The organism is Paenibacillus sp. MAH-35 (assembly GCF_058135425.1).
In genome coordinates, this window is record NZ_JBYUPU010000005.1 from 170,665 (window position 1) to 186,624 (window position 15,960).

The 15,960-nt window shown below is 56.0% G+C and carries 12 protein-coding genes; 4 read left to right on the top strand and 8 right to left on the bottom strand.

The window, feature by feature from the left end; translation table 11 throughout:
* The first annotated feature begins 17 nt into the window (after positions 1-17).
* Positions 18-2,255 carry a helix-turn-helix domain-containing protein gene (locus tag AC3Y2E_RS07275; protein ID WP_379208661.1) on the top strand — a complete coding sequence of 746 codons (2,238 nt, stop codon included), beginning with the start codon at positions 18-20 and terminating at the stop codon, positions 2,253-2,255.
* Here the strand turns inward: AC3Y2E_RS07275 and AC3Y2E_RS07280 are convergent.
* The 7 genes from AC3Y2E_RS07280 to AC3Y2E_RS07310 all read right to left on the bottom strand — a co-directional run bounded on the left by AC3Y2E_RS07280 (position 2,245) and on the right by AC3Y2E_RS07310 (position 12,801).
* Positions 2,245-3,075: an HAD family hydrolase gene (locus AC3Y2E_RS07280; RefSeq protein ID WP_379208664.1), complete on the bottom strand. Its 831-nt coding sequence runs from the start codon at positions 3,073-3,075 to the stop codon at positions 2,245-2,247. The two genes, AC3Y2E_RS07275 and AC3Y2E_RS07280, sit on opposite strands and share 11 nt — an antisense overlap.
* A 153-nt stretch (positions 3,076-3,228) precedes the next feature.
* The gene (gene pyk / locus AC3Y2E_RS07285) at positions 3,229-4,983 is read right to left on the bottom strand and encodes a pyruvate kinase (protein ID WP_379208667.1); all 1,755 of its coding nucleotides are present in this window, start codon (positions 4,981-4,983) and stop codon (positions 3,229-3,231) included.
* 48 nt (positions 4,984-5,031) lie between these two features.
* A complete protein-coding gene (locus AC3Y2E_RS07290; protein WP_379208669.1) occupies positions 5,032-6,015 on the bottom strand; it encodes an acetyl-CoA carboxylase carboxyltransferase subunit alpha in 984 nt (327 codons plus the stop codon).
* Positions 6,008-6,886 (bottom strand): acetyl-CoA carboxylase, carboxyltransferase subunit beta, encoded by an 879-nt coding sequence (gene accD / locus AC3Y2E_RS07295; RefSeq protein WP_379208672.1) that lies wholly within the window; start codon positions 6,884-6,886, stop codon positions 6,008-6,010. The genes AC3Y2E_RS07290 and accD overlap by 8 nt, the downstream gene beginning before the upstream one ends.
* A gap of 125 nt (positions 6,887-7,011) precedes the next feature.
* Complete coding sequence (locus AC3Y2E_RS07300) at positions 7,012-7,200, bottom strand: glutamate decarboxylase (RefSeq protein WP_138880633.1); 189 nt, start codon at positions 7,198-7,200, stop codon at positions 7,012-7,014.
* Between the two features lie 98 nt (positions 7,201-7,298).
* Positions 7,299-7,823: a phosphatidylglycerophosphatase A family protein gene (locus tag AC3Y2E_RS07305; protein ID WP_379208675.1), complete on the bottom strand. Its 525-nt coding sequence runs from the start codon at positions 7,821-7,823 to the stop codon at positions 7,299-7,301.
* 1,318 nt (positions 7,824-9,141) lie between these two features.
* Entirely contained in the window at positions 9,142-12,801 is a 3,660-nt protein-coding gene (locus tag AC3Y2E_RS07310; RefSeq protein ID WP_379208677.1) for a DNA polymerase III subunit alpha, read from the bottom strand.
* Between the two features lie 151 nt (positions 12,802-12,952).
* On the opposite strand from AC3Y2E_RS07310, the gene AC3Y2E_RS07315 reads away from it, so the two are divergent.
* From AC3Y2E_RS07315 to AC3Y2E_RS07325, 3 genes are all read left to right on the top strand, one after another.
* Positions 12,953-13,285, top strand: a complete 333-nt coding sequence (locus AC3Y2E_RS07315; RefSeq protein WP_190929411.1) for a YtrH family sporulation protein — start codon at positions 12,953-12,955, stop codon at positions 13,283-13,285.
* Complete coding sequence (locus AC3Y2E_RS07320; protein ID WP_190929410.1) at positions 13,282-13,809, top strand: hypothetical protein; 528 nt, start codon at positions 13,282-13,284, stop codon at positions 13,807-13,809. Before AC3Y2E_RS07315 ends, AC3Y2E_RS07320 begins: the two co-directional genes overlap by 4 nt.
* Positions 13,810-13,986: 177 nt before the next feature.
* A complete protein-coding gene (locus AC3Y2E_RS07325; RefSeq protein WP_190929409.1) occupies positions 13,987-14,280 on the top strand; it encodes a YtpI family protein in 294 nt (97 codons plus the stop codon).
* Positions 14,281-14,411: 131 nt separating this feature from the next.
* Here the strand turns inward: AC3Y2E_RS07325 and AC3Y2E_RS07330 are convergent, their stop codons facing one another.
* Positions 14,412-15,743, bottom strand: a complete 1,332-nt coding sequence (locus AC3Y2E_RS07330) for a DRTGG domain-containing protein (RefSeq protein WP_379208682.1) — start codon at positions 15,741-15,743, stop codon at positions 14,412-14,414.
* Positions 15,744-15,960 lie beyond the last annotated feature (217 nt).

The window sequence follows — 15,960 nt, forward strand, 5'->3', positions numbered from 1 at the left end:
GGAGGGGACGTGCGACAATGAAGCGGAGTGTTTATCCTATCTTTCATTCGGTATATTTCCGCCGCCTCTTCCTTTCCTACTCGATCATAACCTTACTCCTAACCTGCTTGTGCGGGGCGATTTTGTACAATAAAGCGAGACAGGCGGAGGAGAGGACGCAGGAACAGGACAGCCGCACCCGGCTTAATCAAGTGAAAACCTATATGGAAGAGCTTTATCCGGCCATTTATAAAAACGCTTTCATCAGTGATATATTAACGACAATGGATACGGCTAGCGGGAATGACGATGCCTTTACTTCGTTTTACAAAGAAAACGGGCATAACATTTATCGAATTTATCAGGTTGCGAGCAATCTAAAGGCGATGATGCTGGCCAATCCGGGTACGGAGAACGTATCCGTTTACTTCAAAAACCTGAATTTGATGGTCGATCCATACGCTTATTATAAGGTCGCTCCCCATTCCCCCAAGTACGAGCTGTTAACGGAGCTGGACCAAGGGCATACGACTACCGGCGTCTGGCTGCCCCGTACCGTCTCCTATGGCGAAAACTCGGCCGACGAGCTGCTCACTTATATTTATACGTTCCCGATCCAGGCGCATGGCGGCGACATCAGCGGATATATGTTCATCGACATTTACAAGTCGCATGCAAACAGCCTGCTGGACTCCCTGCAAAGCTCGGACGATGAGAAGCTGATGATGATCGACCGCAGCCGGAATTTTACCGCAGCTACCAGCAATGTAAGCGGGACGGAACTGGAGGCTTACCGGGCTAAGCTGGCCCGTCTTCCATCCGGTGCCGGCAGGCAGGACGGTTTGCTTTTCAGCGTAATCGGCGGCGACGTCTCCGCTTCCGGCCATGAATGGACATTCGCCTCCATCCGGCCTGTGCAGTCCCTTTCCTTGTTCTCGTATTGGATGAATCCAGAAGTATTGCTGGTCAGTTCGGCCGTGCTGCTGCTTGTTATGCTGTTCACCTATTATTTGACGATCAAAACGTACCGGCCGGTCCGGCAAATGCTCCATAAGCTGCGCGAGACGAATAGCGCTCTCCTGCCCGATCATCAGCATAACGAATTCAAAATGATCGAGCAGGTACTGACCGGCTTAAACCATACCGTGAAGCAGTTGTCCGGGCAGCTCGACGACAAGAAGCTTGCGGCACTGCTCAGCGGCAGTCTTGCCGAGAATGAACTGCCTGTGCGGCTTCAGAAGGATTGCTGCTATTTGGTCGTTAATGTGAAAGTATATCGGGAGAGCGTGAAGGGGTGGAAAACGAAATGGCGCAAACTAGCGCCCCCATTTGCCCACGAAATCATTGAGAAAAACGGAACCGAACTGAGTTTGCTTCTGTTTATTGAGCTGGATGAACGGATAGAGACGAAAAATCTGCTTAAGGAGCTGCTTGATCGGATGCTGCAACCGGATTCGGCGAAAGGCGCTTCCTTCGCCGCCGGAGTCGGCGGCATCGTCAGCTATGCGGACGACATTCCCAAGTCTTACGAGCAAGCCCTATTAGCTTTGAGATACTTATTTATGGAAGAGTTCCATCCGATCGTCGATTACGATGAGATTCGTTTGCGCTCCGGCATCCCGGCCATGAACTATGAGCCTCTCGAAAATGCGCTTCGAGCCGGAGACGTCGTCTCTGCCGAACAATGTCTGGACGAATTTGTCGATACACTAAGACGTGACAGGTGGTCTCTCGAAGCCGTCGAGTTTTGCCTGATGCAAATCATGATGGTTTTGTCCAAGGTGATGATCGACTTGAATTCGCGGGAAAGAATGTTCCCGCCGTCTCTTCTGTTTCAAGACCTGCGGCGGGAAACCTTTGCGGATACAATCCGGCAGATTCGCGAACTGTGCGCACAGACCGGGAGTCATATACAGCGCCACTTGAAAGAAAACGCCGCCCAGGACGACATCTTCCACAAACTTAAAGCTTACATCGACGATCATCTAAGTGAAGATATTTCGCTGGACCGGCTGTCCGACATGGCCGGCTTGTCGACCGCTTATTTGTCCAGACAGTTCAAAGAAGTGCACGGCGTATCCTTCCTGGACTATATGACCCATGCGAGGATGGAACGGGCTTGCGAGCTGCTGAGAAGCGATGCGGGCTCGGTTACGGGAATAGCCGGCCAGGTCGGGTATGGCAACGTCCCTTATTTCTGTACGAAATTCAAGAGCAGATACGGCGTCACGCCAATGCAATACCGGAATTCGTACAGGCTGGCCCTTAAGGAGTGAGCGTCTGCAAATAGCGGGCGACTCCATGCTCCACATTGGTCGCGAGCCGGGCCGTCGCCTTCTCGATCAGCAGCGGATGGGCGTTGCCCATCGCGTACTTCTCGTCGGCGATCTCGAACATCGGCAGATCGTTCAGGTTGTCGCCGAAGCAGACGATCCGATCCGCCTGCAGCAGCTGCTTGAGCTGCGCGACGCCGTCCCGCTTGTTGGCCCGGGGATGATTCATTTCGAGCCAATGGTATCCCGGCGTGTAGATGTCCGGGCCGAAGTGGCACAACACCTCCCTGCTGCGCGAGCTGAACAACCGGTACATTTCCAACAGCTCGGCCTCCGTCCCGATCGCATTCACTTCCATGATCTGTTCGTCGGCCGGAATGTCGTGCTCGGTCACGAGCCGGAACCGCTCGTCACCCGTCCGGAGACGGTCTGTGACATAGTTCGTTTCGCTCGGATTAAACAGGCCTTTGTAATATATTTTAAATTGCCCGTTGCCGTCGACGGTGTATACGATCGGATTCAGTCCCAGGCGTTCCTCGGTCTCGATGATTTCCATAGCAACTTGGCGGTCGAGAAGATTGGCGTGGAGATAACGGCGCTCTGCCGGATCGTACAGAAACACCCCGTTAATCAGCACAACCGGCAGCTTCAGGTCGAGCGGAGCCAGGATGTGGCCCGCAGAATCCCACGAGCGCGCCGTCGCTACGGAGAAGTGGCCTCCTGCCGCAATCCATTCGTTTACCGTGCGGATCGTTTCCTCCGATAGCCGCTGCTCGCCGTTGAGCAGTGTCCCGTCCAAATCCGATATGTATAACGTTCTCATCCGAACTCCCCCCGAAACTTTTCATATTCGCCCATTTAGAAGCCGGGCACCGTCCTCACCCGGCCTATCCCGATCCTTGACTTGCAGGAATAGAGACGACGGACAAGAAGGACCCGTATCCGCAGATTCGGGCCCTTCTGTATGTTTATCGCTTTACAGCACTTTAGCTTGTCCGGAGTAAATGACGCCCACTTCCGCATAAACGGACACTTCCATGTCGTCCTTAAGCAGCGAAGTCGCTTCGTCGACGCCGACGATCACCGGAATCCCCAGGCTCAAACCGACTACTGCCGCATGCGAAGTAATGCCGCCGGTTTCCGTAATGACAGCCGACGCCTTCTGGAATGCCGGAATATAGTCTTTGTCCGTGGCGACGGTGACCAGAATCGAGCCTTCCACGACTTTATCCAAAGCTTCCTGAGCGGTGCGCGCTACGACGACTTTACCTGTCGCCGGCTGGCTTCCGATGCCTTGCCCTTTGGCGATCATCTCGCCGACATGGTGCACCTTCATCAGGTTGGTCGTGCCGGAACGGCCTACCGGAACGCCTGCCGTAATAATCACGAGATCACCGAGACGGATATGTCCGGCCTTCATCGCATTGTCTACGGCGAGCTGGAACATTTCGTCCGTATTGCGCGCTTCTTCGCCGTGGGTCGGCAGTACGCCCCAGATGAGGCTCAGGCGGCGCATGACTTGCTCGTTAGGCGTAACCGCGATGATCGGCGATTTCGGACGGTACTTGGACACCATACGCGCCGTGTACCCGCTCTCGGTAGGCGTAATGATCGCTTTGGCGTCCAGATCCAGAGCGGAGCTGGCGACCGACTGGCTGATCGCTTCCGTAATCGTCGTTTGCTGCGCCGTACTCTGACGAATGAAAATTTCGCGGTATTCCAATGCCGACTCCGCACGCTCGGCGATCCGGGACATCGTCTGCACCGATTCGACCGGATATTTGCCTGCCGCCGTCTCACCCGACAGCATGATCGCATCCGTACCGTCGAAGATCGCGTTCGCTACGTCACTCGCCTCCGCACGCGTCGGGCGCGGATTGCGCTGCATCGAGTCGAGCATTTGCGTTGCCGTGATGACCGGCTTACCGACAAAGTTACATTTTTTGATCATCCGCTTCTGAACGAGCGGAACTTCTTCAGCCGGAATCTCCACGCCGAGGTCGCCGCGGGCGACCATCAGGCCGTCGGATACTTCGAGAATTTCATCCAGGTTTTGAACGCCTTCCTGGTTCTCAATCTTGGAGATAATCTGGATATGGTTCGCGTTATGCTCTTCCAGCAGCTGACGAATCTCCAGCACGTCGGACGCTTTGCGCACGAACGAGGCTGCGATGAAGTCAACGCCTTGCTGAATCCCGAAAATGATGTCGTTCGCATCCTTCTCGGTAATGCCGGGAAGCGAGATGCGGACGCCCGGTACGTTTACGCCCTTTTTGCTTTTGATCGTGCCCCCGTTGACGATGCGGCACTCGATCTCGCTGCCGCGAATATCGACGACGGTCAGTCCGATCAGGCCGTCGTCAATCAGAATCGTCGAGCCGACATGAACGTCGCGTGGCAAATCTTTATACGTGACGGAAATGCGTTTGTTATCGCCGATGATTTCCTCAGTCGTGAGCGTGATGGACTCATCCTGCATCAGCTCATAGGAGTCGTCCTTCAGCTTGCCGGTACGAATCTCCGGTCCTTTCGTATCAAGCAGAATCGCTACAGTTTTGTTCAGCTCGAGGCACGCTTGGCGGATGTTCTTGATCCGGTTGCCGTGCTCCTCGAAATCGCCGTGGGAGAAGTTGAGCCTGGCCACGTTCATTCCCGCCGAAATAAGCTGCTTCAGCGCGGGCAAAGATTCACTGGAAGGTCCGATGGTACATACAATTTTCGTTTTGCGCATGATGGTTATGTTCCTCCTGAGATTTCGGATTAACGGGAAGTGCGGGGCCTAATTATCAACTTGCTCCACTGCTTCGTGCATATACGTAAACTTGCCGATCTTGCGGAATTTCTCATAACGATCGGAGACGAGTTCGTCTTCGTTCATCTTCATCAACTGCTGCAGATGGTTCCATATCGCGGCTTTCACGCTTTCGGCCTGCTCCTCCGGATTCCGGTGAGCGCCTCCGCGCGGCTCCTTGATAATTTCATCGATCGCCTCGAGTTGAAGCAGATCGTCGGCCGTAATTTTCATCGCCTCCGCCATCTCCGCCGCTCTGGAAGCGTCCTTGAACAGGATCGAAGCTGCCCCTTCCGGCGACAGCACGGAGTAAATCGCGTGTTCCAGCATCAGAACGCGGTTGCCGACGCCCAGCGCCAGCGCGCCGCCGCTGCCGCCTTCGCCGATCACGACGACGACGACCGGTACGCGAAGCCTTGCCATCTCCAGCAGATTGCGGGCGATCGATTCGCCGACGCCTCGCTCCTCGGCCGTAGCCCCGGGAAAAGCGCCCTTCGTATCCAAAAACGTAATGATCGGCCTGCGGAACTTGTCCGCCTGCTTCATCAGCCGGAGCGCCTTGCGGTATCCTTCCGGATGCGGGCTGCCGAAGTTGCGGGCGATGTTGTCCTTCGTATCTTTGCCTTTCTGGTGGCCGATTACGGTAACGGGAACGCCCTGAAACTTCGCAATCCCTCCGACAATCGCCAGATCGTCCGCGAACATCCGGTCTCCGTGCATCTCGATAAAATCGGTACAAAGGTATTGAATGAAGTCCAGCGTCGTCGGACGCGACGGGTGGCGCGCGATCGCCATCTTCTGCCCGGCGGTCAAGTTATGGTACAACTCTTCTTCGTGCTGGACGTAACGAGCTTCCAGCTTGGCGATTTCGTCGGAGAAGTCGATTTGTTTCTCTTCACCGAACTTACGCAGATCGTCGATCTTGCTTTTCAATTCGGCAAGTTTACGTTCAAAGGGCAGCTCATTAGCCATTCGCACTTGCCTCCTTGGTCGGTTTAACGGTGTGCAGCTCCAGCATCTTGATCAGTGTGGAGCGCAGTTCCTTGCGGTGGACGACCTTGTCCAGCTGTCCATGCTTATGGTTAAACTCCGCCGTCTGGAATCCTTCCGGCAGCTTTTGGCGGATCGTCTCTTCGATGACGATTCGTCCGGCAAAGCCGAAGCGGGCTCCCGGCTCGGCGATGATAATGTCGCCAAGCATGGCGAAGCTGGCGGACACTCCGCCGTAGGTCGGCTCGGTTATGATCGAAATATATAGGCCTCCGGCATCGTCAAGCTTGGCGAGCGCCGCGCTCGTCTTGGCCATCTGCATCAGGCTGAGGATGCTTTCTTGCGTCCGTGCTCCCCCTGAAGTCGAGAAGATGATCAGCGGATACTTTTTCTGGATCGCGGTTTCGATCGCTCTCGTAATCTTTTCTCCGACTACGGAACCAAGCGTGCCGAGGAAAAAGTCGGCGGTCATCACCGCCACGATAACCGGATACCCCCCGATCGTCCCTTCGCCGGTGACGACTGCATCACGAAGGCCCGTCGACTCCATCGACCGGGTCAGCTTGTTGACGTAGTCGGGGAATTCCAACGGGTCTTCGGAAATCATATCGCGGTCGAATTCGAAAAACCGGCCGTCGTCCATCGTAATCTCAATTCGTTCAAAGGCGCTCAGCTTGTTATGATAATCGCATGATGTGCAAACCTTCAAGTTTTTGCCCAATTCTTTGCTGTACTGAATTGTGCCGCATTTGGGGCATTTGCTCATGATGCCTTCCGGTATTTCACGCTTCGATTGTTCCGACGGGATGGTAGCGTACTTGCGTTTCTTCTGGAAAAAATCTTTTATTGCCACATTTACACCTCTCCAAAACCGTTGTCATCCGTATTCGGCGCTGCAGACCGGCGCATGCCCGAGGCTGGAACGGACGCATGCCCGGGCGAGCGCAGTCGCCTCTTTCGTGCCGCTCCGGGTGTACCTCATCCGTGCAAAATTGCGTTCAACACTTCCTGGACTTCTTCCAGCTCGCCCTCGGGAACGAGAATTTCGAATTGATGCTTCGATAGGCTAACAGGGCGAACTTGTACCAAAAACCCTTCATCCGTCAGTTTTTGTTTGATTCGCTCTGCGATTTTCGCGGTCGGAGCGATATAGATGACCGTCCACATGCTACTGAAAACCTCCCTGACTACCGAAACGCCTCTCGTGTACATTGCAACCATGATACCATATTCCGTCTTTTACCCGCAAGGAAACTGGTGTCGAATCATGGCGCCGGGTCCTCGTTCTTTTGATCGTCGGAGTCCTCGCTGTCATATTGCTTGGCGTTTTTGTTCTGATGCGCGATCCTGGCCGACGCCGCGGCAGCAAGCCCGGCGACCAGATCGTCGAGGAAGACGTGGATCTCTGTGGCGTGGTTGTTGAGCGAACGGATGACGCCTGTTTTTTCCTTGTCCAAATAGCCGAAACTGGTCAGCCCGATCATCCCGTATACGTGCACGATGCCCAGGGCGAGCGTCTCATCGACGCCGTAGAGCGACTCGTCGTTTTCCATAATTTCCTGCAGCGGCTGTGGCAGCAGCCCTTTCTCCGCCAGAATGTCCAGTGCGATTCCAGTATACAGCGTATACTGCACTTCCCGTTTACCGAGTACGGCCATGACGCTTTCCTCGCACTCTTCCACCGTCAGCTCGTCGTTGTACGGCAGTTGGAGTTTGTGGACGATCTCCGCGACCTGCCGGAGCGTGACGCCTCTTTCGGCAAGCATATGCAAAGCCAAACGGTTGGACATAGGCATTTCCTCCTGGTATATGGATATGGATTCACTTAGCGTGGCCGGGCTTCCTGCGCCGGATTGCCAGAGTGCTGGCGCGGGTGTTCGCACAGGCCTGATATTCGGGGTGCTGTTGCCGGAAAGACCAGCCGTGAGAGCGATCCCGCCCTACCTCCGCCTTAGCCGTGCGGCACTAATCGGAAATACGGTAAGGGCCCGGTCACCCGTCCGGGTTTTACTAAATGTATGCAGACCGGCCGAGGAATGTTCGGGATAAGTTGTCCGTTTTTTGCGTTTTTTTGGGAGCGAATTGATTGGGGACACGAAAGGGCGTTTAATTGGCCTTACGGGCGGCGGGCGGCGGGACGGAAAGCGCGTGGGGACAATTAGACGACAGCCGATGGATGAAGTGGGAGACTGGGGCCGGATGGCGGTGACTAGTTGACGCAGGGCGGGATGGTGGTTGGTTATGCGGCGGTTATTGGCGGTGGGCAGGACGGTGGTGGGTCGTTAGTCAGTGGCTATTGGCGCAGGGCGGAACGGTGAGCGGTTAAGCAGATCGCTATTGGCGGGTGGCAGAACGGTGGTTGGTAAAGCGACGGTTGATGCGAGAGCGGGGTGACGGGAGAAGGATAGTCCAAACCAATTGATAAGGGTGGTTTGTAACTCTTAATGGGCGGACTAAGCTCATTTTTCCAATATTAAGAGCTTTTGGGAGCTCCTATTTTAAGCTTCTCGAGCGAAATCCAAGAAAATCCGTGAAATAAGAGGGGCAAAAAGCACTTATTTTGAGAAACGAGGCAATTACAAAGAAAAATAAGAGGTCCTAGAAGCTCTTATGCTGAGCTTTCCAGTTATGTTTGGAGTTATGTTCGCGCAGATGGCCACCAGTTAGATGGTTTACTAACAAATATTGGTTTAAAATCCTTCCCGCACTAGTGTGTGTTTGCGCTCCCAGGTCTCATTGAACGAAAGCACGCACTTCCAGCAACCCAGAATCGTGTTCTCAATAGCAACAGGCCCTCCCTGTACACTGGCATAGATAGGGCACCTCCCCTTCCCGAAGGCAAAGCAAAGAAGCATCCGCTTCCATGGAAATATGGAAACGCATGCTTCTGTGACTTCTATCGGTCCGAATCCGCGATAGATTGTTGGGCTAGGTTGGAACAGGTTTTGGTCTATTGAGCCGCCTTTATTCTTGCTCGCAGGCTAAAGTTCTCCCCTCTCGAATTGCCCTGCGGACGGGGACGGTATGGCTCTGCTTGACGAATGCCCGTCTGTCCATGCAACCGGCTGCTGCACCGTCAATCTTCGTCAATCGGCATCCGCCTTACAGCTATTTGACACGAGCGGAGTCGGGGCCCATGATATCGCCGATTTCCTTTATCAGATCCGGCGACGGCTTTACATTGTACGCCTCGTTCAGCGCAAGCAGGCGCTGTTCGCGTTCGTAGAAAAGCACGACCGGCATCGCTCCTGCGTGCCGCTGCAGCAAGCTTTGCAGCCCGCTCAGCCGCTGCGGCTGCTCGCGGTCCGCGGTTATTTTGACGAACAGCCGCTGCGTCCGCCCGGGCGCGCTGCGTGCAGGTTCGGGCTGCTTCGCCTGCGGCGTTTGCACCCGCGCTTGTGCCGGCGCTTCGCCTCCGGCGGCTCCCTCGCCCGATCGCTCCGCTCTCACGCTCCCGGACGCGTTCCTCGCTTCCGCGGCTCCCGGATCGCTTCCGCTCCTCGCTTCGCCGCCGCGCGACGCAGCGACTCCGCTTCGCGAGCCGCCCGGCTGGCGCTTCAGCGCCCGGGCCTGCTGCGACGCATCGGGCGCCTCCAACGGCACGACGCGGTCTGCGATCAGCTTGACGTCCTCGTCGTGATGCTGGAGCCGCGCCTTCATGAACAGCGCATTCCCTTTTTGCATAAGCGTGGACGCCTTCTTCCACACCTCCGGGAACAGGACGACCTCCACCTTGGCGATCCGGTTCTCCAGCTCGGCAAACCCCATCGGTTGCCCTTTCTTAGTCAGATGCGGCTTGGCGGACAGCACCATGCCCGCTACGAGCACCTCCGCATTATCCTCGTACTCCGGCAGCTCGTGCAGCAGATCGGCGTCCACCTCCGCGATCAGCTCCTCATACGCGTCCAGAGGGTGCCCCGACAAATACAAGCCGAGCAGCTCGCGCTCAAACTCCAGCTTCTGCATCTGCGAATACGGCCGGACGTCCGGCAGATCGACCGTCCAGTTCGTTTCCTCCGTAAAGCCGAACAGATGGAGCTGCAAATCTTCCCGCTCCTTCTTCCACTTCTGCGCCGCCTCCACCGTCTCGTCGAGCACGGCGATATGCTGGGCGCGGTGGCCGGGCAGCGAATCCATCGCTCCGCCCTGAATGAGCGATTCGATCACCCGTTTGTTGCAGACACGCAAATCGACTCTCCGGCAAAAGTCTAGCAAACTCTCGTAAGGCCGGTCCCCGCGCTCGCGGATAATCGTCTCCATCGCGTGCGTACCGACGTTTTTGATAGCGGCCAGCCCGAAGCGGATCGCACCGTTCACCGGCGTAAACTGGATGCCGCTCTCGCAGACGTCCGGAGGCAGCACCTCGATGCCCATCTTGCGGCATTCGTCGACGTATTCGGCGACCTTGCGGTGGCTGCCCATCACCGAGGCGAGCATCGACGCCATGAACGTAACCGGATAATGCGCCTTCAAGTAGGCCGTCTGGAACGCCAGCACCCCGTAGGCGGTCGCATGAGCGCGCGGAAAGCCGTAATTGGCAAACCGGACGATCATATCGTATACCTTGTTGGCGTCCGCTTCCGAGTACCCTTCCTTCAAGCTTCCGGCGACGAAATGCGCCCGTTCCTCATCGAGCACCTCCCGCTTCTTCTTGCTGACCGCCCGGCGCAGCTCATCCGCCTCTCCAAGCCGGAAGCCCGCCATCTTGGAGGCGATCTGCATAATCTGCTCCTGGTAGACGATAATGCCGTACGTATCGCGCAAGATCGGCTCCAGCTCCGGATGCGGGTATTCCACGCCGATTTGGCCGTGCTTGCCCTGAATATACTTAGGTATGAATTCCATGGGGCCCGGACGATATAAAGCGACTACGGAGATAATGTCCTCGAAGGTCGAAGGCTTCAGCTCCTTGAGCACGCGCCGGCATCCGGCCGATTCAAACTGGAAAATACCGGTCGTGTCGCCGCGGCTCAGCAGCTCATAAGTTGCCGCATCCTCGTAGGAAACCGAATGGAAATCGATCTTCTCTCCGGTCTGTTCGCGGACCCAGCGGAGCGTCCGCTCGATAATGGACAAGTAACGCAAGCCAAGGAAGTCCATCTTCAGCAGCCCGACCGCTTCCAGATGCTCCATCGAATATTGCGTCAGGGCGACGGTTTCCGTTCCTTCCTGGAGCGGTACATAGTCGGTCAGCGGCTCGCGCGAGATGACGACACCCGCCGCGTGTGTGGACGCATGACGGGGGAACCCTTCCACCTTCATCGCCATCTCGACGAGCCGGGCCGTACCCGGATGTTTGGCGCACAGATCCTTCAGCTCCTGGCTCTGATTCAGCGCTTCTTCGATCGTAATGCCGAGCTGATTCGGAATCAGCTTGGCCGCACGGTCGACCTCGTGATAAGGCAAATTCATTACCCGCCCGACATCGCGCACGGCCGCTTTGGCCGCCATCGTTCCGAAGGTGATAATCTGGGCGACATGCTCCACGCCGTATTTGTCCACCACATAGTTGATGACTTCGTCACGCCGCTCGTCGCTGAAGTCGATATCGATATCCGGCATCGAGACGCGCTCGGGGTTCAGAAACCGTTCGAACAGCAGACCGTACTTGATCGGATCGACATCGGTAATGTTGAGCACGTAAGCAACCAAGCTTCCGGCAGACGAGCCCCTCCCGGGACCGGTAACGATCTCCTGCTCGTGGGCAAACCGGATAAAATCCCATACGATCAGAAAATAATCGGAATACCCCATATTGCCGATCACGTCGAGCTCGTAGCGGAGACGGTCTTCCAGCTTCGCCCTGTATCCGGCATCCGCCCACTCGGACATGGCGCCGTACCGCGTTGCCAGCCCGTCCTCGCACAGCTTGCGCAAATATTGCCCGGAAGTCATCCCCTCCGGAACAGGCTGGTATTCCGGCAGGATCAGCCGTCCGAACTCCAGCTCCAGCGAGCATTTCTCCGCTATGTCGATCGTATGGTCCAGCGCCTCCGGAACGTGGGCGAACAGCTTCGCCATCTCCTCGGGACTTTTCAAGTACATCTGCTCCGTATGGAACTTGAGCCGGTCGGGATCATCCAGCGTCTTGCCCGTCCCGATGCAGATAAGCACGTCTTGGGCGACATGGTCTTCAGCCATCACATAGTGGGCATCGTTCGTCGCGACCAGCGGGATGCCGGTTTCGCGGCTGAGCCCGATCATCGCCTGCATGACCTTTTTCTGCTCGATCAGGCCGTGATCCTGAATTTCCAGATAAAAATCGTCGCCGAACATGCCGCGGAACCTTAGCGCAGCCGCCAGCGCCTCCTCCCGGCGATCATGCAGCAAATGCTGCGAAATCTCGCTGCCGAGACAAGCGCTTAAGCAGACCAGTCCTTCGGCGTGCTTCGCGAGCTGCTCCAGATCGGTGCGGGGCTTGTAATGAAACCCGCGCAGATGAGCGTCCGAGACCAGCTTCATCAGGTTGCGGTACCCCGTCTCGTTTTTGGCGAGCAGGATCAGATGATGCGTAGGCTGCTCCTGCCGGGACGCCTTCGTCAGCATCGAACCGGTGGCCACGTACACCTCGCAGCCGATAATCGGCTTGATTCCGTTTGCTTTGCAAGCTTTGTAAAACGGGATGGCGCCGTACATCACTCCATGATCGGTGAGCGCCAGAGCCGGCATGCCGAGCCGTGCCGCTTGCTCCGCCATTCGCTCGATGCGCGAGGCTCCGTCCAGCAGACTGTATTCGCTATGTGCGTGCAAGTGCACAAACCCTTTCACCAGCGTATCCCCCTTGCGTGTTCGCCTTTTGTTCGCTTCTCTTATTGTAGCATATTCCGGTAGGGGTTTCCCATACAATAGTGAAAAGAGAGCGGCCAAGCTTTCGGAAGCGAATCTATCGGACCGGAGGCGGAAGAAAGGGGATTTGCGGATGCGGGAATTTGTAACCAATCTGGCGATCGATTTCCTCGTTGCCTTCGGCATCGTGCTGGGCGCCTGCATGCTGGCCGGCATCGGATCGGTGCTGACGCTACAGGCTCCCTCCTACAAAATGCTGGATATAGCCGGGCGCATCAAAATATGGGCCATGGTGGCGGCCGTCGGGGGGACGATCGATCCGATCCGGGTGATCGAGACCAACTTTCTGGAAGGTCATCTGTCGCCGGCTTTCAAGCAGATTATGTACTTTGTCGCCGCCTTTGCGGGCGCTCATATCGGAACGGTGCTGGTGAAATGGATATGCGAGGGGGGCGTCGAGCCGTGAAGCGGCAGCCGAATCCGAGAATCGCACGCTGGCTTGCCGGGGCCGGCTTGCTGTTCTCCGGGATGATCATCGGCAGCGCCTTGTATATGAGCATGCATCAGGCCAACTTCAGTCAGCTCGTGAAACGCAACACCGAACTTTTCGACGAAAACGAAAACCTTAAGAAAGAAATCCAAAACTTGAACAAATTCAAGCACAGCCAGTCCGTAGTCAAAAAAATAACGGTACGGCTGGAGAAATCGACCCTTGATCCGCTGGTCGAGCAGGAACTGAGGCAGCAGGTGCAGAAAAAGCTCGAGCCGTTTTACGAAGGCCACAGCCTGTCGATCTTCACCTCCGGCAAAGAATCGGAACGTCTCGCGGAAATTCGCAAGCTGCAGGAGATCGTCACGAATCAGTATTCGGTGAACGATCAGAGCTACAAACTCGAGGCGACGGGCATTGCGATCGTCCAGACCGAATTGATCGTATTCGTCAAAACGTCGGCCGCTCTCGGCTCGATCGGCTCGTTTCATTTCCGCTGATTTTTGTAGAACCAGGGCGTTTCTGCTATGATAGAAAGAAAAACAAGATGCAAGTACAAGGTCACCCGGGCGCGTCCGGCATCCGGGGAGCCGCTTTAGGATCGCCGGAAAGCCTCTGCGATGCGCGGCTTCAGATCTGGCCTTGCAGAAGCTTGTGACAAAGGAGTATCGTCTACCATGCAGTGGCTTCAAGGAGCCCTTCTGATCGTCTTTGCCGTTTCATTGCTCGGCTCGGTCTTCTTCAGCATCCGTTACCGGAGACAGCATTCCCGAAAAGCGCGGGGCACCGATTCCGCCAAAATGAATATCAGCATGGGTCTTATGCTCATTTCCATCTCGGTCATCCAGCTGTTCCTGTTCACCGGTTCGTCCGTCCGCGTCGTCGTTGGCGCCGTCATGCTGCTGCTCGGGCTGTTCAACCTGTTCGCGGGCATTCGCAACTACGGGATCTACAACCGGATCAAGGAATAGGCTCTGCCTATTCCTGCAAGACGCGCCGGCCTGTAGGCGAGAACTTCTATAATCAATCGCAAAGACGCTTCCGGCTCACCCTCTATGGACACGGGGACCGGAAGCGTCTTCTGGTTTGCAGCGGCGACGTGTCAGTCGATCGCCTGCGCGGACAGCATCGCCTTGCACACAAGGTTCGTTCCGAGATAAATCTCGACGTCGACTTTGCCATGCTTGCGGTTCAGCTCGATCACTTTCGGCCTGATCTCGATTTCGCTTTCTAGCTGGAGGGGACGCAGGAAATAAGCCGAGAAATGCTCGAGGACAAAGTCGCCTTTCTTGTGCGTCTTTAACGAACGATAGGCAAATTGCGTCATCAGCGTTGTAAGCACGCCCTCCGATACGGTTCCGAGCCGCCCGGTCATCTGCGGCGTAATGACCCCGCGATAAGACAGCTGCCCGCCGTCCTCGCGCATCTCCTCGAAGCCCATCACGATCAAATCCTCGAACGTCTCGCCGATTTGCGGCTGCTTCTGGATCACCTGTAGCGCCTTCAGTACATCTTGACGGCTGATCACCGAGAGCAGCTTGCCTTTCGGATCAACGACCGGCAGCAGCTCGATTCCTTCCCATACCATCATATGAGCGGCGGACGTAACCGAAGTTTGCGGCACGACCGTGATCGGACTGCGGGTCATCAGCTTGTCCAGCGTCTGCTCCTTCGGCACGCCGAGCACGTCCTTGGAGGCGATCATCCCGATGACCTTATTCCATTCGTCCACGATGGCGAACCGGCTGTGGCCCGTCTCCTCCACCAGCTTCTCCCAGTCGGCTACGGTACTGTTGCCTTTGAGCGTGTGCGGCGGCTGCTGTGTAGACAAGATGTCCTCGACCAGCGTGATCTTTTTCTTGATCAGCCTGTCGTAGATCGCACGGTTGATAATGGAAGCAACGGTAAACGAATCGTAGCTTGTCGAGATCAGCGGCAGTCCGAGCTCGTCCGCGAGCCGTTTCACCTCGTCGTTCGTATCGAATCCGCCGGTGATCAGGACGGCCGAGCCGTGCTCCAGCGCATACCGGTGCACCTGGTAGCGGTTGCCCACGATGAGCAGGCTGCCCGGCTCGATGTACCGGGCCATCGCTTCGAGCTGCATCGCGCCGATCACGAACTTATGCAGCGTTTTCTCCAGCCCGGCCGCTCCTCCCAGCACTTGCCCGTCCACAATATTGACCACTTCGGCAAACGTCAGCTTGTCGATATTGGTGCGCTGCTTTTTCTCGACGCGGATCGTGCCGATCCTCTCTCTCGTGCTGACCAGTCCCTGATTTTCCGCTTCCTTGATGGCGCGGTATGCGGTTCCGTCGCTTACGTCCATTTCCTTGGCGATTTTGCGTACCGATATTTTCGTATTGATCGCCAGCGATTCGATATATTTTAAAATTTGCTCGTGCTTGGTAGCCGATTCCTGAAGCAGCTCATCCATTCTGTTATACCCCATTCCTACGAAACTGTACCGTTCTGTATTACTTTCTATTATAGTACCCGGCGGATAACGTGACAACCGTAGGCGTTCGTCCGATCCGTTATAGGAATCCGATTTCCGGAACCTCTAGCAAAATTGGAGGATTATACCACAAGCAAACGGGCGTGTAAACGATAATTCCAGATTCCCAACTGCACTACTCACAACGTGTATTTTC